Source organism: Chryseobacterium daecheongense (assembly GCA_027920525.1).
GTDB classification, from domain to species: Bacteria; Bacteroidota; Bacteroidia; order Flavobacteriales; family Weeksellaceae; genus Chryseobacterium; species Chryseobacterium proteolyticum.
In genome coordinates, this window is the sequence record CP115858.1 from 4,168,113 (window position 1) to 4,188,727 (window position 20,615).

Consider the following 20,615-nt stretch of genomic DNA (forward strand, 5'->3'; position numbering starts at 1 on the left):
ATGATTGACACCCATACACATTTATACGCTGAAGAATTTGATGAAGATAGAAAAGAGGCTATTCAAAGGGCTTTAGACAAAGGAATTACGGAATTTTATCTTCCTGCTATTGACTCTGAGTCTCATGAAAAAATGCTTCAATTGGAAGCTGAATATCCTGGACAGGTTTTTTCAATGATGGGATTGCACCCTTGCTACGTAAAACCCGAATCCTGGGAAAAAGAACTGGCAATTGTTAAAGAATATCTTGATAAAAGAGCATTTCCTGCCATCGGGGAAATAGGAATTGATCTCTATTGGGATCAATCAACTCTAGATATCCAGGTAAAGGCTTTTGAACAACAAATCGACTGGGCTATTGAGATGGATCTGCCTATTGTAATCCATACAAGGGAAAGTTTTGATGAAACTTTTGAAGTCTTGGAAAGAAAAAAGAATCCGAAATTGAGAGGAATATTTCATTGTTTTTCCGGTAACCTTGAACAAGCAAAACATGCTATTGATCTTAATTTTTTATTAGGAATTGGTGGAGTAGTGACCTTTAAAAACGGGAAAATAGATCAGTTCCTGCAAGAAATCCCATTAGAAAAGATTGTTCTGGAAACAGACTCTCCTTACCTGGCTCCGGTTCCTCACAGGGGTAAAAGAAATGAAAGTTCTTATCTTGATCTGGTGGTAGGAAAGCTGGTGAATATCTACAATAAAGATTTTTCTGAAATTGACAGAATCACAAGCCAGAATGCAAAACACATTTACAATTACTAGGCCTATATGAAGCTTTTAAAAGAAAATATCCATTATCTTCTTTTCCTTTCTGCTGTGTTTTTTCTATGGAATCCGGCGAAATTTCCGGTTGATGATGGTTATTTTTATCCACAGATAGCCTATAATATAGTCAGAAATGGCTTTATGGGGTTTAATGATTTATACCTTACCAATGGCTTCCATCCTTTATGGATGGTATTCTGTGTTATTGCTGAAGCGATCAATTTTTTGGGTAAAAGTTTCTCAGTATACATTCTATGGTTTTTTCAGGTTATCTTTATCATTGCGGGATACAGATTTTTTGAAAAAACCTTATTCAAAGATTCAGTAAGTGGAAAAGTATTGAGCTTAGCATTGTATTGCTTAATTTTTTTCAGCCTTGGATCATTATATTTAACGGAAGCGCATCTTACCTTTTTCACCATTGCCTGGCTGCTTTATTTTCTTTGTAAAAGATACACCAACGATTTTCTGTTCGGATTCATTTGTAGCCTCGTTTTTCTGGCAAGGCTGGATCATATTTTTATCATTATTCCTTTAGGCTTTCTTTATTGGAAACACCGGGACTGGAATTTTCAAAGCATTTCTAAAGTAATTTTAGGATTTTTACTTTTGGCGGGACCTTATTTATTTTCCAATCAGTATTTGTTCGGAGATATGGTTCCTGTCAGTGGCAGAATAAAAAGTTCCTTTCCTAAAGCTAATCTGGATGATCCTTTTGGTTTACTCCCTGATTTATTCTTATTTGTGGGTTCCGCATATTTGATATTTTTGATTTTTACTAAAAATATACACTACCGCTCTGTCAAAATTTTATTTATTAGCGGAAGCTTTATTCATTTATTGTATAATGTATTTTTCCAGTCATATACAGGACAGTGGTATTTTGTATCACAATTTATTTTTTGTGGCTTTTTTATCAATGATATTGTTGAAAAATTTCAATTGAGAATAGTACCTGCGAGATCCAAGTTTATAATTTATTCTTTGGGTTCAACATTTTTCTTATGTACAATCGGGATTTTGAAGCTCAAGACCAACCTAAGCATATTTCATAACGTTTTTGATGACAAGTCAAAATTTGAAAAGAAAACAAAGGATCTGGTAAAGAATTTGGCAGAAGATCTGGTTAAAGTAGTTCCCCGAAAGTCTCGAATATATGTTTATGATTTTCCGGGTAAATTTGCTTTCTACTCAGATTTTAATTTTATACCGGCAGATGCTTTGGTAGCCAACTCTACTTTTTTTAATGAAATAAATACGCTCCGTTTTAAAGATTATCTCAAAAAAAATAAAATTAACTATATGCTCTTTCCAAGTCAACTGGAAAAAGGAAGGGATTCAATCACTTTTATGGGCATGGATGTTAAAAAGAAAAATAATCGTAATATGTTTTACTTTAGGAATACTTTAAGTAAGAAGGTCATAGACAGTCTTGATGAAAATGAGTTAATTAAAGTGAAAACGTATTTAAATCCTGCAAAGACCTGGCAGGCGCAGTATGACTCGGTGACGATTTATAAGCTAAAAGAAAAATAACGAGAATAAAAAAGCTTTCAGGAATAACCCTGAAAGCTTTTTTTTTATTTTTTCCTAAAGAAACTTTTATTTTTTGGCTTTTTGAAACCAATGTCTTTCTTCTGAGTAGGTTTAGGTTTTCCCTGTCCCGGATTCATAGGTTTATTATTTGAATCCCTTTTTTGTGCAACCAGATTTTCGGTGTGGAACGGGTGGTCTTTAACCACCGGAATTTTAAGTCCGATAAGTTTTTCCGTATTTCTAAGGTTCAGTAAGTCCAGACCATCTACAAAAGATAAAGAAGTCCCTTCCGAACCCGCTCTTCCTGTTCTTCCGATTCTGTGAACATAGGTTTCGGAAACATCAGAAAGCTCGTAATTAATTACATATTTCAGCTCATCAATATCAATTCCTCTTGCTGCAATATCTGTAGCAACCAATACTCTGGTCTTTCCGGATTTGAAGTTGTTTAGCGCATTTTGACGTGCATTTTGAGATTTATTCCCATGAATCGCTTCCGTTGAAATGCCATTTTTTTGTAATGTTCTTGCAATCTTATCAGCTCCGTGCTTGGTTCTTGAAAAAACCAAAACAGATTCAGAGATATGATTTTTAAGAATATGTGTAAGTAATCCCAATTTATCTTCTTTCTGAACAAAATAGACAGATTGTTTAATGGTTTCAGCTGTCGAAGAAACAGGCGTTACTTCTACCTGTACCGGATTGCTAAGGATGGAATTGGCAAGCTTTTGTATTTCAGGAGGCATAGTTGCAGAGAAAAATAAAGTTTGCCTTCTCTGAGGTAAAAGCTTAATAATTCTTTTAACGTCATGTACAAATCCCATATCCAGCATTCTGTCAGCTTCATCCAGAACAAATATCTCCAGGTTTTTAAGACTGATAATTCCTTGTGCAATGAAGTCAAGGAGTCTCCCCGGTGTTGCTACAAGAATGTCTACTCCTTTTCTTAAAGCTGCTTCTTGTGAGCCCTGTTTTACACCTCCGAAAATAACTAATTTTCTTAATGGAAGATTTCTTCCGTAAGCATTAAAGCTTTCTTCAATCTGAATAGCCAGTTCCCTTGTAGGCGTTAAAACCAAAGCTTTGATCTGATTAGTCTTTGGACGTTCCGAAAGGTTCTGGAGAATGGGAATAGCAAAAGCTGCAGTTTTACCGGTTCCGGTCTGCGCCGTTCCCAGTAGATCTTTTTTCTCTAAAATAGAGGGAATAGCCTTTTGCTGTATAGGAGTTGGTTTTTCATAACCTTCCTGTTGAAGCGCATCTAAAATGGGCTTGATGATTTTTAAATCTGTAAATAACAAAATATATTGCGTATTAAAAATAATGCGGTCGAAGTAGTATACTTCATCATTTTTAGCGAATCTGCTAAAATTGATTAACAGAATTTTTAAGTAAAATTAATTACCGAAAGGGCTGAGAATGCCGCGAAATATGCTACAAAGGTAGTTAAAATATTTGAAGTTTATTATTTTACTTCCATACCTGCGCAATTAAGGTCTGTTATCGATATTTTTAATCTGTGAAATGCACAGAAATAGGATCAACGAGTATCAGATGATCATGGGACTTAATGTTTTATCTTCTTCCATTCCTGATTGAATCTTAGGTCGAACAGGGTTTTATAAAGAGTTGTTAATCCATAACTTCCAACTAAACCATAATCTTTAATCTTTTTGATCTTCCCGTTGTCATAGGTAATTGTTAAAGTTGACAACTGATCATCGGTCCAACTTACGGAATAATCATCTTTAAGCTCCGGAAAATTAATATAGCCAAGAATTGTTTCAATTTTTTGAAAATCCGATGCTTTTATTTGGGTTGTAAATTTTCCTTCACCTTTTTCAAAAGTTTTACGGGATTTCCTTTCTATTTTTTCAAAGGAATCATTACGGTTGATGAAATTGTAAGTCTTGGCAATAAATTGAGAGGTGCCGTTTTTACTCAATTCAAGCGTAAACACCGGACAGGTTCCAAAACAGGGTTCTGTTTCAAAAAATATTTTTTCAATAGTATACTTTTGAGGTTCCGGATTATACTCTATGAAATTATCAAATTTATAAGTCAGAATCTTATTGACGATTTTGTGGTAAAAATTGTATTTCTCAGAATTAAAATCTTCGGTAACTTCATCGTAGAAAACAGAGATATAATCTTTGCCATTTATAGTAGACAATTTCGGGATTACAAAATCAAAATGATTCAGAAGTAAACTCCTGGTCATATACTTATTGTCTATATCGAAAATAACCTTTACAACTGCACTACAACTGCCTCTGGATGATTGACAGCTGTTGTCATCCCCGATAAATAATAAATCCGTTTTTCCATTATGATCAAAGTCTCCTTTATAAAAACTTTTGTCAACACCCAGACTATCAGCAGTCCTTTTTATAAGGGGTGACAAATTATCATCTTCAAAGCTCCTGATCGTTTTTAACCTAAACTCAGATAAAAAATCATCTTTTGATTGTGAACATGACCGTATAAAATTGACAGCCTCAATGTCTGTTTTGAGGCTGTCAATTTTTGATAAAGTCTTACTGCTTTGTGAAAAACAGGATTGGTAAAATAAAACTAATATGAAGAACAGTGTTCTATCCATGTAGTTTTTTCCAGATAACATCCTTAAGTTCCGTAAGTCCTTCACCGGTTACACCCGAGAAGAACAGCGGCTGCCTGTTTTCAGGAAATTCTGCTGAAATTTCTTTTTTCAGTTCATCGTCCAGAAGGTCTGCTTTTGAAATGGAAATAATAAAGTCTTTATCCAATAATTCCGGATTGTATTCTTTAAGCTCATTTTCAAGAATTTTAAACTCCTGGAAATGAGCTTCGGAATCTGCCGGAATAAGGAATAACAAAATTGAATTTCTCTCAATATGTCTTAGGAATCTATGGCCAAGGCCTTTTCCTTCAGCGGCTCCTTCTATAATCCCCGGGATATCAGCCATTACAAATGATTTGTAATTTCTGTAGTCTACGATTCCCAGGTTAGGCGTCAATGTTGTAAATGCGTAATTGGCAATTTTAGGTTTTGCCGCGGATACGGAAGCCAACAATGTGGATTTTCCGGCATTCGGGAAACCTACAAGCCCTACGTCAGCTAAAATTTTAAGCTCAAAAACCACATAACCTTCCTGTCCCTCCATTCCCGGCTGTGCGTAACGTGGGGTCTGGTTCGTTGAAGATTTAAAGTGCTCGTTACCAAGTCCTCCTTTTCCTCCTTCCATCAGGATGATTTCCTGACCATCTTCTAAAATTTCCCCGATGATTTCACCCTCTTCATTTTTGGCAATGGTTCCGATAGGTACCTCTATATAAACATCGGCACCATAAGCTCCTGTTAACTGATTTTTTCCTCCGTTTTCTCCACGCTCCGCTTTCACGTGACGGGTATAACGAAGTGGAAGTAAAGTCCATTCCTGAGCATTCCCCTTCATAATAACGTGGCCTCCACGACCTCCGTCTCCACCATCAGGGCCACCTTTGGGAATGTATTTTTCACGGCGAAGATGCGCAGAACCTGCACCTCCATGACCGCTTTTACAATGAATCTTTACGTAATCTACAAAATTTGACATAATTTTAATTCAAGGTTTAATGTGTAAGGTCCAAAGTTTAAACCTTGAATATTTAACTTTGAACCTTGAATCAAAAATTTATTTTTGAATTTTTTCTACTTCAGCAAACAATTTCTCAGAAATCTCATTGATCTCACCAACTCCGTTTACCTCTACATATTTTCCTTGTTGCTTATATAATTCAGCTACTTCAGCTGTTTTCGCATAATATTCTTTAATCCTGTTCTGGATGATTTCTTCGTTGCTGTCATCAGATCTTCCACTGGTTTCTCCTCTTTTCAGCAATCTTTCAACCAAAATTTTATCTTCAACGATTAATGAAAGACAAACATCAATCTCGTCATTCAGTTCCTCTTTAACGATTTTTTCCAAAGCCGCTGTCTGTACAGCTGTTCTTGGATATCCATCGAAAATAAACCCTGCCGCATCGGTTGGTTTTCTCAATTCGTCCACCAACATGTCGATTGTCACCTGGTCCGGAACCAATTCTCCCTTATCGATGTAAGATTTAGCTAATTTCCCAAGCTCCGTGTCGTTCTTCATATTGAATCTGAATAGATCACCTGTAGAGATTTGCTTTAAGTTAAATTTTTCGATGAGATTCTGAGCTTGTGTTCCTTTTCCACTTCCTGGAGGCCCGAACAGAACAATGTTTATCATTTTTATTTAATTAGATATTTTAAGTTTAAATTTCAGGTTTTGAAATTAATGGTTGATTTTACCTTCTTCTAACTGATATAAATCCGAAAGATTTCTTCCCAATTCATCGTAATCTAATCCGTAACCCAGAACAAATTTATTTGGAATTTCCTTTCCAATATAATCCAGTTTAAAATCCTTCTTGTAAACCTCAGGTTTTAGTAAGAAAGAAGCCAGTTTTACAGATTTTGGTCGTTGTGTTTCTTTGAAATATTTGAAAAGGCTTTCAACAGTATTTCCTGTATCTACGATATCTTCAACCAGAATAATATGACGGTCCTTAACATCTTTCGTCAGCTCCATCTTCTGGTAAACAATTCCCGTAGATTCCGTTCCTACATAAGAACTCATCTGGATAAAAGCAATCTCACAGTTTCCCGGATAATGCTTTAAAAGATCTGAGAAGAACATGATAACTCCGTTCAAAACTCCTATGAAGACAGGAACTTCATCTTTGTAATCCTCATAAATTTTCAGCGCTGTCGCTTTTACTATTTCCTGAATTTCCGCGTCCTTTAGATAAGGAACAAAAGTTTTGTCGTGAACTTTAATGCTTTCCATAAAAAAATTTAGTAGTTGGCAAAGTTACGGATTTTTGATTTTTGATTAAAATGTTTTTATGTTTAATCTATTATTTGCATTATATTTGCATACACAAAACCTAAAAATACGCTCATGTAGGATATAATTTCTTTCAGATTTGATCAGATGATAATCCCCTTGGATTATTGATGTTTAACTTTAATTAGAAAGAAATCATGATTTTTCTACAAAATATATCCTATAGGTTTCCCAACAGAGACCTGCTTTTTAATCATATCAATGTAACGATCCCAACATCTTCAAAAACGGCTTTGGTCGGAAGTAATGGCATGGGAAAATCTACCCTGCTTAAAATTATAGCAAATGAAATCCAACCTTTGGAAGGGAACTTACATATTGAAGGAAATTTATATTACGTTCCGCAAATGTTTGGAAACTTTAATCATCTTACCATTGCAGAAAGCCTGAAAATTGACCAAAAACTAAATGCTTTACAGAAGATTAGCAGTGGCGAAGTAGACGACATTTATTTTGATATTCTCAACGATGATTGGGATATTGAAGATCGTTGCCAAATGGCTTTACAATACTGGCAGCTTGAGAACCTGGATTTAAATCAAAAACTAGAGGGCCTGAGCGGAGGACAGAAGACAAAAGTCTTTCTTGCATGTTTACAGATTCATCAGCCGGATATCATATTGCTGGATGAACCCACTAACCACCTCGATCTTGAAGGACGGAGTCTGTTATATGACTATATCGCGAAAACAAGTGCTACAATAGTTATTGTGAGTCACGACAGAACTTTATTAAATCTGGTTGATATAATTTACGAATTGAGCAATCAGGGCATTTCAACGTATGGTGGAAATTTTGATTTTTATGTTGAACAAAAGGAAGTAGAGGAGGAGGCATTGCATCATGATATTCATGCCAAGGAGCGGGCTTTGAAAAAGGCAAAGGAAAAAGAAAGGGAGACCTTGGAAAGAAAACAAAAATTAGATGCCCGGGGAAAGAAAAAGCAGGAAAAATCAGGAGTTGCAAGAATTATGATGAATACCCTCCGGAATAATGCTGAAAAGAATACCTCCAAACTCAAGAATATTCATGCCGAAAAGATTAGTGATCTTTCCGCAGGACTTAGGGGATTGCGTTCATCTGTGAAAAATACAGAACAAATGAAAGTAAATTTCAACGATTCTGATCTTCACACAGGGAAAATTCTTATGACAGCGGATGATATTAATTTCAGATATCATGAAAAACTCTTATGGGCTAAAAATCTGGATCTCGAAATCAGAAGTGGGGATCGTATTTGTGTGAAAGGACCGAACGGCTCCGGAAAAACGACTTTAATTAAACTTTTAATTGGTGATTTGGATGCTTCCATTGGAACTATTTCAAGAACTGATTTTAATAGTATTTATATTGATCAGGAATATTCGTTAATTGCTCAGGAGGCAACCATTTATGAATTTGCCCAAAGGTTTAATGATAATGCGTTACAGGAGTCCGAAGTAAAAACCATATTGTCCAGATTTTTATTTGGAAAAGAAACATGGGATAAAAAAGGAGAAATGTTAAGTGGAGGAGAGCGCCTTAGGCTTTTATTGTGTGGGCTTTCCATCAGTAATAAGGCTCCCGATATCATTGTTCTCGATGAGCCCACAAATAATCTGGATTTGCAAAATGTAGAGATTCTTACCAATTCCATTAAAGATTATAAGGGGACGTTATTAGTGATTTCTCATGATGAAATCTTCCTGGATGAGATTGGTATAGAAAGTGAAATTGTGCTGGATTAATGCAGCGATAAGTATTTTAAGAATGATACTTTTTGAGTTGCGGGGATTTTAGGGTCGATAATATTTTGGAATAATCATTCCGAAGGAATCTAACTGTTAAATGTGAATAATGGCTTTGGAATCCTTCGGAATGATTATTTAGCACCTATTTTATTTCAATGTTCGGTAATTGATAATTTCCAACTACTTCTATTAATTTGGAAGAGTTATTTTTCAAATTATTGAAGAAACTTTCTATATTTTCTTTATATCCCCTTTCACTAACGCCGAAAAGTAGGACTCCTTTACTTTTATTGTTTGAAATAAGTTTATAACGGTAAACATTTCTTTCTGCGATGAGTATTTCTTTCCCATCTTTCGAATTCTCAGTAATGAAAAAATCTAAGATATATTCTTCGCCGTTTTCATAGATTTTATAATTGACGACCGGATTGGATTTTTTCAGGTTCTCAAGTTCAGTTACTTTTCGATTAATTGCATCTTCAATTTTAAGAGTTCCCTGAATATAATCGATCATAACTAATGTGCCGTATTTTTCGATTTTCTCGGTTGGGCTTAGGTATTCTTGTTTGTAGTAATTCTCATTAGGATGAGAGCTCCAGATTAGATTATAGAATGTATTATCAATTTTAATAGGTCCGGGAATACTCAGATACTCATTAATTTTATTTTGTGCGTCTAAAGAAAGGGAAGGGAATAGAAACAGGATAATAAGAAGGAGTGATTTTTTAGACATGTTTGCTTTTAATTTTTGTGTTGGTATTGATGATCAAATATACAATAATCAAAATGCCTAAAATGAAAGAGTTATAAGGATATTTGTTACAAAAGTTTCTCAATCCACTTGTAAATGTGATCCAGAACCTCTTCCCGGATTTCCTCATTCATAATTTCATGCCTCATTTCAGGGTAGATACTGTAATCCACCTTAATGAATCCATCCTGTTTTAAATTATTTACTGTTTGCATAACTCCTTTTCCAAAATTCCCGATAGGATCGTTTTTTCCACTAACAAATAAAAAAGGGAAGGATTTGGAAATGGGATTTGCCCAGTTTCTTTTAGTTGCTTTTTTATACAGTTTGAATAATGCATAAAATGCATTGTTGGTAAAAGGAATTCCAGAAAGTTCATCCTGAGTAAAAGCATCTCTATTGGCTTCATTGAGGCTTAGCCAGCTTGTGTCGCCAAAATTTTTATCTTTTCTGAAATGGTTGTTGTTTACAAAATTAAAAAGTGAATTGAAAAATGTTTTTTGTTTGGGTGCTATTTTATTGGCGATTGAAAAATAGGTATTCAAAAGACAGATACCCGCTAAAGTACCTCCGGTGCCAACGATGACAGCTCCTGTAAGCCGGTTGCTAATTCTTTGAAGAAGACACCGTGTAACAAAAGAACCCATCGAATGACCGAGGACAAAATGGGGGACATCAGGATATTGATCGCTCAAGTGATCACTCATCATTTCCGCATCATCGATCAATTTTTTATCCGGTCGGTTCAATTGAAAAAATCCGATATCTTTTTTTTCTTTCACTGATTTTCCATGTCCCAGATGATCGTAAGTGATTACGGCTAATCCGTGACCGGCAAAATATTCTGCTATTTCTTTATACCTTCCGCTATGTTCCTGCATTCCATGGATAATTAAAAGACTTGCCTTTATCTCATTCGTCTCAGGGGTAAATACATTGTAAAAAAGTTTAGGCTGATCGCTGGTATTTTTAGACAAGTATCCTGTTTGATGTAATGTTCTCATATCATAAACTATCTTTATTATTCTCAAACGCTACTCAAATATACACATAAATAAAAGATTTTTGGTTTGATGATAGATCAATGATGTCGTAAAAAATGCCTGTAATTCTATGATTTTAAACTAGAATGAAAATAAATTTTCCACATAATTTGCCCACCCTATTTTTTCAGAGTAATTTTGCATGAATCTAAAAACAATAGTAAAATATGTCAACTTACGTAGTTGTAGGTCTTCAGTACGGAGATGAAGGTAAAGGGAAAATCACGGATGTTTTATCCGCTAAATCGGATTATGTAGTACGTTTCCAGGGTGGAGACAATGCAGGTCATACGGTTTATGTGGGTGATGAAAAATTTGTTTTACACCTTCTTCCTTCAGGAGTTTTGCAGTGCAAAGGAAAATGCATCATTGCCAATGGAGTAGTGGTGAATCCTAAATCTTTCATCAAAGAAGTTAGCCAGATTGAGAGCAAAGGTTTAAGAACCGACCACATCTTTATCAGCAGAAGAGCGCATGTGATCATGCCTTACCACATTCTTTTGGATACTTACCGTGAAGAAGAGCATGGAGGAACTCAGATCGGGACCACTAAAAAAGGAATCGGCCCTTGTTACGAAGATAAAATTGCAAGAGTTGGAATCAGAATGATTGATCTTCTGAATCCTGAGATTTTAAGAGAGAAAATAGAGAAAAACCTTAAAATTAAAAATTCTCTTTTTGAAAAATACTACGGAAAACCGACTTTAGACGTAGAAGAAATTTACAACGAATTTTTAGAGATAGGAAAACAGCTTCAGGACAGAATTGTAGATACAGAAGTTGAATTGAATGAGGCGATCAGAGATGGTAAAAACGTTCTTTTTGAAGGGGCTCAGGCATTGATGTTGGATATTGATTTCGGAACGTATCCATACGTTACTTCATCTTCTCCATCTACAGGAGGAGTTTGTACGGGAGCTGGTGTTCCGCCAACTTCACTTCAGAACCTTATTGGAGTTGCCAAAGCATACTGCACAAGGGTTGGAAACGGACCTTTCCCATCTGAATTGGATAACGAATTAGGAGAAAAAATCAGACAGATCGGTGGTGAATTCGGAGCGACTACCGGAAGACCAAGAAGAACCGGATGGTTGGATCTTGTTTCGTTGAAACATGCTTGTATGATCAATGGTATCAATAACCTTGTAATTACTAAACTTGACGTTCTTACAGGAATTGAAAACCTAAAAATTGTAACTCAGTATAAAACAGAAGATGGTAAAGTAATCGATTACTTCACTTCTTCTACAGAAAAGTTATACAATTATGAGCCTATCTACCAGGATTTACCAGGATGGAGTGAAGATCTTACGAAGGTAAGAAGCTATGATGAACTTCCTGATAATGCTCAGAAATATATCGAATTTATCGAGCAGTATTTAGGAATCAATGTGTACTTGGTTTCTGTTGGACCGGAAAGAAGTCAGAACATTATCAGAAAAGAATTATTCTAATATTATAGAATATCATTTATAAAAAAAGAGACTGTCAGATGTGATGGTCTCTTTTTTTGATCCATAAGGTTTATTCTTCTCGCTGTGAGGATTATTTGTGGTAAAAATAGTTAGTCAATCCATGTATTAATGTAAATTGGGCTATATATTAAAAAAACTCCCACAGATTTCATCGATTAATCCAATTTTTTTTCTGTGAGAGTCTTAATTGCAGAACAAAGGGAACTTTTGAAATCAGTGCACTGCTTTTAACCCTCTAATTCAAATATTTTGTATAAGCCTTAGCAAGCTTTTCATCGTATTTATTTTGCTTATAACCCGTACCATTATAGCCTTTTGCAAAATTGCCCCAGTTTTTATTTCTCAAATGAACCAAAAGTCCATTCTTTTCTAAAAACTTTCCAAAAGCTTTCAGGTGTTCTCCTTCATTGATCTCCATTTTGGACACAAAATCATTAACATCGGTATAACCTAAATTTTTAGCATGGAATCCCATGATCTGAAAGCTTCCCCAGGATGCTGAAGATAATGCGGCGTCTTTAAATTTAACATCAGTCCCTAAACTTATAGCCTCATTTAATCGGTCATATTCTCTCACCCCACCCAGGTAATAGGTTCTGGTCCATTTAGGATAAAGAATGTCTTTACTTGAGTCGTTGTAATAAGAGTTTGGATTAATTCCTCGCTTTTCGAGTTCATTCCAGAAAATATGCCCTTCAAAAAGAATTTTAGGTTTATTGTTGATTAAAAAACCTTTTCCACTGCTTTCAATTTCATTAACGGCTTTTACAGCTGCTAATTCAAGATCGTACTGGTCAGCAAACGAGATAAGGTCACTTTCTTTAAGGAATTTATCCGTTGAGATAATCGGATTAGAATTTTTCTGCAGTAATACTGCCCATGTTTTTATTCCGACAATTCCGTCTATTACTAAAGCATTTTTGCTTTGGAAATCTTTAACTGCCGCATCTACTTCCAGGCTGAAAGAATCTGAAATTTTAATTGGATATCCCAGCTTATAAAGAAGTTCACATAATGTGAGAACTTCAGGCGCTTTCGTATTGTATTTTAAGAGTTTCATGGTGCTTTTTGTTTATTAAAAGATTAAACTATTTTTGAGTAGGGTTCGTCCATATATTCACGAAAGTTAGCTAACGGGAATCTTTGGCATCTTCTCACAAATCATTCCGATAAGAAAAAATGACTTGAATTTAACTTCCTCTCTCTGAAGTTTGTATTGTAAATTAATAGGAGTTGTACTTGTTACACTGAAGTTTTGGTTCAAAACTGAGTAATCATCTATTCTCAGCTCAATACTGTATTCGCCTAATGCGATAACCTGATTGACAATTCCTGCTTCGTTTGTTTCTATTTCATAAATCCTGCTGTTGTTGGTTCCTTTAATGGAGATTGAACATTTATAAACAGGATCGTTATTGATTTTATCCAGGACCCTGAATTGTATATTTGCTCCTGATGATGGAACCTGAATAGGGTATTTTATGGGGACAAAGATTCCTGTATTTCTAATGGGGATTACAGGTTTTACTGGTGGAGCCGGAGTTACGGGTTGTGGTGTTGAAACGGGAGTAACCGATCTTACATTCCTTACACTATTGAGAACATTCATATTAATCCTGTTGAATGCAGGGATCGGATGTACTTTGGCTGTTTCCGCAACAGGTTCAGATTCAGGTTTTGTTATGAATTCTGTGGCAGTAATCTTTGAGTTTTCATAAAGGGCTGTTTTTCTGGTTAAGTTGCTGAGCTGGTCGGATTTAATGGTTTTTACATTTGTAATGGCCTTTAAGAACTTTTGATTATTGTTTTTATTGACAAAAAGCTGCTGCTTCATGATCAGAGGACCAAAATAAATAAGTTGATCCGGGTTGTTGATTGCATCATTTGTAATTGAAGGATCTAAAATTATTTTCAGATTCTTTATTAAAATCATGGTCTTGGGAAAAGCGGGTAGTTTAAAATCACTGGAAATTGTTTGTCCGTCCGATATTTTTTTTGGCTCATTCCATTCAAATAGTTGCGAAAGCATAAAGTTTTTGCTGAACCAGTTTCTTTTTAAATGCACAAAAGAATAATCCAGTTCGACCGCCTGAATAACGCCCTCGTCATAGTCAATCGAAAGAATTTCTGAGGGGAGGTTTTCGTGGGAGCTTTTTGCTTCCGTATATAAGGTTTCGAGTTCCTTTTTTTCAATTCTTATATTGTTCCATCCTGATTCATTTTCCATGAAATCATACGGGATAAAATTAATATCATGAATAGAGGCATTAGTGATTACGTCGGTTTTCTCAGCAGCTTCAAAGGTGTTTTTAGCATTTTGGGCCATTGCGAGATAGACATCTGCATCAGAAGCTTTGTTGATTCTTGTCAATTCTTTATCGATGTTATCTTTATTTCCTTTTATTTTCCAATCTGAAAAGGCGATCTCTTTTGTTCCGTTTAAATGAGTAAGCTGATCATTCCAATTGTTTCTTTCCTCATCGCTGTCCAGACCGTCAAAAAGCTCGAGATGAGCTGTGATCTTATCAATTACCTGCTCATGAGCCAGTCTGTATTTTTTGTAAGCTTTAAATTCTTTAGTGTCATTCTTTTTAGCATCGAAAAGGATGGAACTTTCAATTGCCAATGTCTTATCAAGGCTTTCTTCAAGATTTTTTAAATTGTTTTTATCTAGAATATCACGATAAATGTCAAACAGGGAATTGTTAGGATTCAGGTCCCAGAACTGAGAAGATATAGGAACTGAATTAAGTTCGTAGGCCATATTCTGCTTTTTAATAATAGAAAGGGCTTTTTTCTGATCATCGTTGAGCTGGTTTTGTGGCTTTAAAAGCTCAAGTTCTTCATTTTCATATACCCTGAGGGAAGGACATATCATGGGAAGGTCATTTTCCATCGAGCTTTGGGATAGATAAGTGTTTTTAAGTTTCTGGTAGACGGCAATAAAATATTTCATGGCATTAGTTTTTGTTTTTTAAATAACCGACAGAAAAAATCTGCCGGCTATTCTTGATGAGAAGATATTATGATTTTCCGTCAGTCCATTTTTTGATCTCCGGATTTGGATCCGGTGATTTCGGAATCACATGGCATTTATAACCGATAATGTAGATTCCGTCAGAATTCAGTTTCTTTCCATTCCATTTGGCATTGGATTGTACATCCTGGTTATCGTAACTATAGCTTCCGCCGAAAACGAACGGTCCTATTCCAACTGCAGCCCCCGCACTGACAGAGTTTTTAACATCTGTAAAAGCAGTACTGTTGTTTGTAAAATCAAGGCAAACGTCTTTAGCAATGATAAGCTCGGTAATGATAGAAGGCATTAATCCTTTTCCTTTTCCGTCGCTGATGACATCGCCACTTAAAGTTTGAGGAGATTGCTCATGTAATTTCCAGTATTTGGATTCAATAAAGTTCTGATTAAGCCATCCTCTTTCCACTCTTACTTTTCCAAGCTTGAAAGAGACCTTCATATTCGTATAATCTGTATTGATCTTTGTTTTTTCGTGCTTTCCGCCACCTTTTGCACCGATAGAGAAAATGCCCATGCTAAATCCTGCGGCTGCACCCCAGTTGTGAACTGATTTTGAATAATCATAATTAGATTCACCTTCTACGATGGTAACTGTGGGCCATCCTTTAGACTCTTTTAATGCATTAGCGGCAACCGGAACGGATGGTGAATAATTTGTATAGTCCAGAACCCTTGTTCTCTGACTGTTTCTGAACTCAGATTCCATCCTTTTTTTGATGACGAGCATGTTTTTCTGCTCTACTTCACTTAAATAATTTTGTATTTTCTCGACGGCTTCTTTGTATCCAAGAGATTGCCACGCTTTAAGGGATGCATCTTCTCTTTTTTTCATGTTCTTGCCATCGATCGATAATTTGGCCATTGCTTCCGCATCTCCGTTATCGGCAGCAGTTCTGATTTCATTATTGGCGTCTACGATATCGTAATATTTCATCTGATATTCTACATATTTAGAATACATCGGAGAAACGAAAGTGTGGAAGATCTCAGGTTTGTTTGTGTCGTCTATAGGTGAATTAGGATCAAAGTCTGTGTTTTTTACCTTCTTAATTTTGAAAAGCTTATCCCTTAACGTATTCAGCTTTTTTTCAACTTTTTCATCGAATTGAGTATCAACGACTACGGACCATTGTAAAAGATCTTCATATACTTTAGATACTCTTTTCTGGGAATCGTTCATAATGCTCATGATCGACATTACCCTTCCGTTGCCTGAACTGGTAAGTGGAGGAAGCTGAGAAGGAATGACATCCACCATTGCAGCAAATTGCTCCATTTGAAGATATTTTCTGAATTTACTGTTTGACAGGGCGTTCTGGTAAGCCTCCATGTCAATTTTCGGATTTCCGTTAGCATCCAGGATAGGTTCTCCTTTAGCGTCCAGCATTGGTTTTGGTGACGGGGCGTCCCCAAATAGTCCGTTGAGTGCGTAATCAAAGGTGTCTTCCGATAGAGTAATCCCTACCGGGTCAAATGAAATGAAATCATTAGGTCCCAGAGAGTCGGGGTCTCCACCATTGGTTACGGTGTCATACACTTGTTTTAAAAGCATGCTCATTAATGAGTTTGATTTTGCTTCTTGAGTTAAAGTTGGCATAATTATTAAGTTTTTGTTTTTTTGCTTACTCTTTTCGGTTTTCAGCATCCCCGGTTTGGTATGGTACAAATGTATTTTGACTCTGGGTTCAATATCTCAGTATTTTTCCTGTTTTAAGATGTGGTTTTTACTATTTTTAAAATATTAATGAATTTAATTAGTTAAAAATATAATATTGTTGAATAATTTTAATATCTATAATGGTGTTTTTAATACTTTACTATTGCTTGCGTAGTTAATTTTATCGATTGTCATAAATTTTTTTAAAATATTAGTGTTTTGTTAATAAAATGGCAAATGTTTTGATGGTGTAACATTACTTATCGATAAGTGCTATAAAAACTAATAATCAGATTTTTTATTAACCGTTTAAATCTTTTAAGTGATGAAACACCTACACACTAATCAGGAATTTCGCTTCAATGAAGTTCTTTTCGAGCATCGTAACAAGGAATATGGCGCTTATGTTTTAAGAAATGAGTCAGACAAAATACTAACAAAAGCACTGTTCGTAGGTGTAAGTTTGTTGGCAGCTATTTCAATTACTCCGATAGTTATATCGGCTTTTAAAAGTGAGGCACCGATAAAAGCGCCTATTGCACCAGTTTATCATCCTATGGATATTCCAAATGATCCTCCAGTAAAAGACCCACCAGCTCAAATTAAGCCAGAACCTCCTCGGGGTGAAAAGGTAAAAACTTATGATGATAGACTACCAGAGCCAAAAGCAATTGTTAGAAATGAGAAAAAAGAAATAATAGACAAGGAGAATGCGTTAGCAAGTACACAGACCTCTCCTGGTAAAGAAATTGAGAATACAAAGTATATTCCGGCTCTTCCTCAGAATATTGGGACAGGAACTATACCACAGGTAAAATCTGAAATTCCTGCAGAGAAACCAGCGAATTCAGTTTTGGATTCTGGAGAACTTAGCGTTGAAGCTAATTTCGTAGGTGGAATCGATTCCTTCAGAAATAAAGTAATGAATAACTTTGATAGTTCCGGATTTGAGAGCGACGGAGTAGTAAAAACAACGATCACTTTTATTGTTGAAATTGATGGAACTATTTCCGGTATCAAAGCCAATGGAGGAAATGCAGATTTCAATAGTGAAGCAATCAGAACAGTAAAATCGATCAGAGGAAAATGGATTCCTGGAAAAAATAAAAAAGGTGAAGCCGTAAGAAGTTATTTCAAATTTCCGATTTCTATGAAGTTTGAATAATCTATATCAAACAAATCTTGACAGTTATCCACAAAATACTATTTTTTGTGGATAATTTTTTTTAGGGTTAATTTCCTTATTAACAATATTTTAACTCATTTTTACTTTTCATCATTCATTCAGAGCAAAGAAAAATGTGTATTTTTGAGGCTTAAAGTTCTAATAATGGGAAAAATCATAGGTATCGCTAATCAGAAAGGGGGAGTTGGAAAAACGACAACAGCTGTAAATCTTGCTGCGGCATTAGGGGTATTGGAAAAGAAAATATTAATCATCGATGCCGATCCTCAGGCTAATGCTACTTCAGGATTGGGTGTGGAAGATGTCCAGTATTCTACGTACAATCTTTTAGAACACAGTGTGGATACTGCCACTTGTATTAAAAAGACAGCAACACCAAATCTAGATATCGTACCGTCTCATATAGACCTTGTAGCAGCTGAAATTGAATTGGTAGACAAGGAAGATCGTGAGTATATGCTGAAAAAAGCATTGGAAAGCGTAAAAAATGAGTATGATTTTATCATTATTGACTGTGCTCCGAGTTTGGGATTGATTACTGTAAATGCGCTTACAGCCGCTGATTCTGTAATCATTCCGATCCAATGTGAATATTTTGCATTGGAAGGTTTAGGAAAACTTTTGAATACCATCAAAAATGTTCAAAAGATTCATAACAAAGATCTGGACATTGAAGGTTTACTTCTAACGATGTATGATAGCAGGTTAAGATTATCCAATCAGGTGGTAGAAGAAGTAAATGCACACTTCCCGGAAATGGTTTTTGAAACCATCATCAGCAGAAATGTGAGATTAAGTGAAGCACCAAGTTTCGGAGAAAGCATCCTGAATTATGATGCCGAAAGTAAAGGAGCAATTCAGTATATTCAGTTAGCAGAAGAAGTTCTGTTGAAAAATGAAAATTTAGTAAAGAATTAATTAAGAGTAAATAATAGATAATTGCAATGTGGATCAGCTGATCTTGGTTGTAATTGTCATCATTTATCAAAAATATCTATGAAGGACAAAAAAAGAGCTATGGGACGTGGTTTGGGGGCTATTTTAAGTGCTGAATCCAAAGCTACAGTGAACTCTGCTACTGATGAAGGAGCAGATAAGTTTGTTGGAAATATCGTAGAAGTAGCGATTGAAGATATTTATCCCAACCCAACCCAGCCAAGAACTTATTTTGACGAAAAAGCACTCAATGAACTCGCTCAGTCTATAGAAAATTTAGGGGTGATCCAACCGATCACTCTTAGAAAAGAAGGCGAGAGATTTGAAATTATATCAGGGGAAAGACGTTTCAGAGCGAGTAAAATTGCCGGACTAACTTCTGTTCCTGCTTATATCCGTTTGGTAAACGATCAGGAGCTTTTAGAAATGGCTCTTGTTGAAAATATCCAGAGGGAAGATCTTGATTCTATTGAGATTGCATTGACGTATCAAAGACTTTTGGACGAAATCGGAATGACTCAGGAAAACCTTAGCCAGAGAGTAGGAAAAGACAGAAGTACGATTACCAATTCTATCAGATTATTGAGACTAAGCCCGGATATTCAGAATGCTATCAGAAGTGGTGAGATTTCTGCAGGACATGGCCGTGCTATTATCAGTATGGAAAATGAGGAGCTACAACAAATTTTGTTTGACCTTATCATTAAAGAACAGTTGAATGTACGTCAGGCTGAACAGGCTGCTACAGCTTTAAAAAATCCAAAATCACCTGCTGCCAAAAAGGTAAAAGCTGAACTTTCCAATAACTATAAAAGAGCTCAGAAAACAATTGCTGACATTTTAGATGTAAAAGTGGAGATCAAAACCACCGGAAATGGTAAAAAAGGTAAAATTGTTCTTGACTTTAAGAATGAGGATGAATTGGAATATATTCTATCCCACATTAAATAAATGAAGAAATTATTGTTCACTTTTTTCTTGTGCCTGTATGCTGCTGCTTACTCACAAGTAAATCCTAATGATACCATTCGGGTAGAGCACTACCCGAAGGATAGTATCCCTGCCGCAAAGCCTCAAAAGTCTGAAGCTAAAGTGGTGGCTGATCTGGAAAAGGCCAACGGTCCCACAGCAAAAACATTAAAATTAAATCCAACAAAAGCGGGTTTATACTCAGCTGTTTTCCCTGGACTAGGGCAATTTTACAACAAAAAATACTGGAAAATTCCTATCGTTTGGGGTGCTGTAGGTACCGGAGTAGGAATAGCCATGTGGAATGATAAACAATACAAGAAGTACAGAGAGTACTATATTGCTAAATTGAACGGAACTCCCAATGAATTTATCGATAGTCGTCCATGGCTTGATAAAGTTGCACTGGCGAACGTTCAGGACAGAGCGAAAAGACAAAGGGACTATGCAATCGCAATTACCGGGCTGATCTATATCCTGAGTATAGTAGATGCTGTTGTAGATGCACACCTTTATGAAAGCCGCCATGACCCTGATTTAACTTTTAAACCTACAGTTATTCAGGACCAGTTTAGTACAGAACCTCCAAAGACCGGATTAAGTCTGAGCTACAGGTTCTAGATCGTAAG

18 protein-coding genes are annotated in these 20,615 nt (G+C 35.7%); 8 read left to right on the plus strand and 10 right to left on the minus strand.

The window, feature by feature from the left end; translation table 11 throughout:
• Positions 1 to 765: a TatD family hydrolase gene (locus PFY10_18680; GenBank protein ID WBV56220.1), complete on the plus strand. Its 765-nt coding sequence runs from the start codon at positions 1 to 3 to the stop codon at positions 763 to 765.
• 6 nt (positions 766 to 771) lie between these two features.
• Positions 772 to 2,304: a hypothetical protein gene (locus tag PFY10_18685; GenBank protein WBV56221.1), complete on the plus strand. Its 1,533-nt coding sequence runs from the start codon at positions 772 to 774 to the stop codon at positions 2,302 to 2,304.
• A 44-nt stretch (positions 2,305 to 2,348) separates the two neighbouring features.
• On the opposite strand, the gene PFY10_18690 is transcribed toward PFY10_18685, so the two are convergent.
• From PFY10_18690 to PFY10_18710, 5 genes are all read right to left on the minus strand, one after another.
• The gene (locus PFY10_18690; GenBank protein WBV56222.1) at positions 2,349 to 3,605 is read right to left on the minus strand and encodes a DEAD/DEAH box helicase; all 1,257 of its coding nucleotides are present in this window, start codon (positions 3,603 to 3,605) and stop codon (positions 2,349 to 2,351) included.
• 266 nt (positions 3,606 to 3,871) lie between these two features.
• A complete protein-coding gene (locus PFY10_18695) occupies positions 3,872 to 4,906 on the minus strand; it encodes a DUF6438 domain-containing protein (protein ID WBV56223.1) in 1,035 nt (344 codons plus the stop codon).
• Entirely contained in the window at positions 4,899 to 5,882 is a 984-nt protein-coding gene (gene obgE / locus PFY10_18700) for a GTPase ObgE (GenBank protein ID WBV56224.1), read from the minus strand. Before obgE ends, PFY10_18695 begins: the two co-directional genes overlap by 8 nt.
• A 78-nt stretch (positions 5,883 to 5,960) precedes the next feature.
• Positions 5,961 to 6,542 (minus strand): adenylate kinase, encoded by a 582-nt coding sequence (locus PFY10_18705; protein WBV56225.1) that lies wholly within the window; start codon positions 6,540 to 6,542, stop codon positions 5,961 to 5,963.
• A 45-nt stretch (positions 6,543 to 6,587) separates the two neighbouring features.
• Complete coding sequence (locus PFY10_18710) at positions 6,588 to 7,142, minus strand: phosphoribosyltransferase family protein (GenBank protein WBV56226.1); 555 nt, start codon at positions 7,140 to 7,142, stop codon at positions 6,588 to 6,590.
• Between the two features lie 197 nt (positions 7,143 to 7,339).
• On the opposite strand from PFY10_18710, the gene PFY10_18715 reads away from it, so the two are divergent.
• Positions 7,340 to 8,929 carry an ABC-F family ATP-binding cassette domain-containing protein gene (locus tag PFY10_18715; GenBank protein WBV56227.1) on the plus strand — a complete coding sequence of 530 codons (1,590 nt, stop codon included), beginning with the start codon at positions 7,340 to 7,342 and terminating at the stop codon, positions 8,927 to 8,929.
• Between the two features lie 145 nt (positions 8,930 to 9,074).
• On the opposite strand, the gene PFY10_18720 is transcribed toward PFY10_18715, so the two are convergent.
• Both PFY10_18720 and PFY10_18725 read right to left on the minus strand, forming a co-directional pair.
• Positions 9,075 to 9,665, minus strand: a complete 591-nt coding sequence (locus tag PFY10_18720) for a hypothetical protein (GenBank protein WBV56228.1) — start codon at positions 9,663 to 9,665, stop codon at positions 9,075 to 9,077.
• A gap of 86 nt (positions 9,666 to 9,751) precedes the next feature.
• Positions 9,752 to 10,687 carry an alpha/beta fold hydrolase gene (locus PFY10_18725; GenBank protein ID WBV56229.1) on the minus strand — a complete coding sequence of 312 codons (936 nt, stop codon included), beginning with the start codon at positions 10,685 to 10,687 and terminating at the stop codon, positions 9,752 to 9,754.
• 206 nt (positions 10,688 to 10,893) lie between these two features.
• Between PFY10_18725 and PFY10_18730 the strand changes: the two genes are divergently transcribed.
• On the plus strand, positions 10,894 to 12,180 hold the full coding sequence (locus PFY10_18730) for an adenylosuccinate synthase (protein WBV56230.1): 1,287 nt from the start codon (positions 10,894 to 10,896) through the stop codon (positions 12,178 to 12,180).
• Between the two features lie 256 nt (positions 12,181 to 12,436).
• On the opposite strand, the gene PFY10_18735 is transcribed toward PFY10_18730, so the two are convergent.
• From PFY10_18735 to PFY10_18745, 3 genes are all read right to left on the minus strand, one after another.
• Positions 12,437 to 13,261, minus strand: coding sequence for an N-acetylmuramidase family protein (locus tag PFY10_18735; protein ID WBV56231.1), 825 nt, complete (start codon positions 13,259 to 13,261; stop codon positions 12,437 to 12,439).
• A gap of 66 nt (positions 13,262 to 13,327) precedes the next feature.
• Positions 13,328 to 15,157, minus strand: coding sequence for a hypothetical protein (locus tag PFY10_18740; GenBank protein WBV56232.1), 1,830 nt, complete (start codon positions 15,155 to 15,157; stop codon positions 13,328 to 13,330).
• 67 nt (positions 15,158 to 15,224) lie between these two features.
• Positions 15,225 to 16,835 (minus strand): hypothetical protein, encoded by a 1,611-nt coding sequence (locus PFY10_18745; GenBank protein WBV56233.1) that lies wholly within the window; start codon positions 16,833 to 16,835, stop codon positions 15,225 to 15,227.
• A gap of 385 nt (positions 16,836 to 17,220) precedes the next feature.
• Here PFY10_18745 and PFY10_18750 point away from each other — a divergent pair, with 385 nt between their 5' ends.
• From PFY10_18750 to PFY10_18765, 4 genes are all read left to right on the plus strand, one after another.
• Positions 17,221 to 18,060, plus strand: coding sequence for an energy transducer TonB (locus tag PFY10_18750; protein WBV56234.1), 840 nt, complete (start codon positions 17,221 to 17,223; stop codon positions 18,058 to 18,060).
• A 165-nt stretch (positions 18,061 to 18,225) separates the two neighbouring features.
• Entirely contained in the window at positions 18,226 to 18,999 is a 774-nt protein-coding gene (locus PFY10_18755) for an AAA family ATPase (GenBank protein WBV56235.1), read from the plus strand.
• Between the two features lie 78 nt (positions 19,000 to 19,077).
• On the plus strand, positions 19,078 to 19,968 hold the full coding sequence (locus PFY10_18760; protein WBV56236.1) for a ParB/RepB/Spo0J family partition protein: 891 nt from the start codon (positions 19,078 to 19,080) through the stop codon (positions 19,966 to 19,968).
• The gene (locus PFY10_18765; GenBank protein ID WBV56237.1) at positions 19,969 to 20,607 is read left to right on the plus strand and encodes a DUF5683 domain-containing protein; all 639 of its coding nucleotides are present in this window, start codon (positions 19,969 to 19,971) and stop codon (positions 20,605 to 20,607) included.
• The last annotated feature ends 8 nt before the right edge of the window (positions 20,608 to 20,615 follow it).

Excerpts from the sequence above, each read along its gene's own strand:
- PFY10_18680 (WBV56220.1), top strand. The coding sequence starts at position 1 with ATGATTGACACCCATACACATTTATACGCTGAAGAATTTGATGAAGAT.
- PFY10_18685 (WBV56221.1), top strand. The coding sequence starts at position 772 with ATGAAGCTTTTAAAAGAAAATATCCATTATCTTCTTTTCCTTTCTGCT.
- PFY10_18695 (WBV56223.1), bottom strand. The coding sequence starts at position 4,906 with ATGGATAGAACACTGTTCTTCATATTAGTTTTATTTTACCAATCCTGT.
- obgE (WBV56224.1), bottom strand. The coding sequence starts at position 5,882 with ATGTCAAATTTTGTAGATTACGTAAAGATTCATTGTAAAAGCGGTCAT.
- PFY10_18705 (WBV56225.1), bottom strand. The coding sequence starts at position 6,542 with ATGATAAACATTGTTCTGTTCGGGCCTCCAGGAAGTGGAAAAGGAACA.
- PFY10_18710 (WBV56226.1), bottom strand. The coding sequence starts at position 7,142 with ATGGAAAGCATTAAAGTTCACGACAAAACTTTTGTTCCTTATCTAAAG.
- PFY10_18715 (WBV56227.1), top strand. The coding sequence starts at position 7,340 with ATGATTTTTCTACAAAATATATCCTATAGGTTTCCCAACAGAGACCTG.
- PFY10_18720 (WBV56228.1), bottom strand. The coding sequence starts at position 9,665 with ATGTCTAAAAAATCACTCCTTCTTATTATCCTGTTTCTATTCCCTTCC.
- PFY10_18725 (WBV56229.1), bottom strand. The coding sequence starts at position 10,687 with ATGAGAACATTACATCAAACAGGATACTTGTCTAAAAATACCAGCGAT.
- PFY10_18730 (WBV56230.1), top strand. The coding sequence starts at position 10,894 with ATGTCAACTTACGTAGTTGTAGGTCTTCAGTACGGAGATGAAGGTAAA.
- PFY10_18735 (WBV56231.1), bottom strand. The coding sequence starts at position 13,261 with ATGAAACTCTTAAAATACAATACGAAAGCGCCTGAAGTTCTCACATTA.
- PFY10_18740 (WBV56232.1), bottom strand. The coding sequence starts at position 15,157 with ATGAAATATTTTATTGCCGTCTACCAGAAACTTAAAAACACTTATCTA.
- PFY10_18745 (WBV56233.1), bottom strand. The coding sequence starts at position 16,835 with ATGCCAACTTTAACTCAAGAAGCAAAATCAAACTCATTAATGAGCATG.
- PFY10_18750 (WBV56234.1), top strand. The coding sequence starts at position 17,221 with ATGAAACACCTACACACTAATCAGGAATTTCGCTTCAATGAAGTTCTT.
- PFY10_18755 (WBV56235.1), top strand. The coding sequence starts at position 18,226 with ATGGGAAAAATCATAGGTATCGCTAATCAGAAAGGGGGAGTTGGAAAA.
- PFY10_18760 (WBV56236.1), top strand. The coding sequence starts at position 19,078 with ATGAAGGACAAAAAAAGAGCTATGGGACGTGGTTTGGGGGCTATTTTA.
- PFY10_18765 (WBV56237.1), top strand. The coding sequence starts at position 19,969 with ATGAAGAAATTATTGTTCACTTTTTTCTTGTGCCTGTATGCTGCTGCT.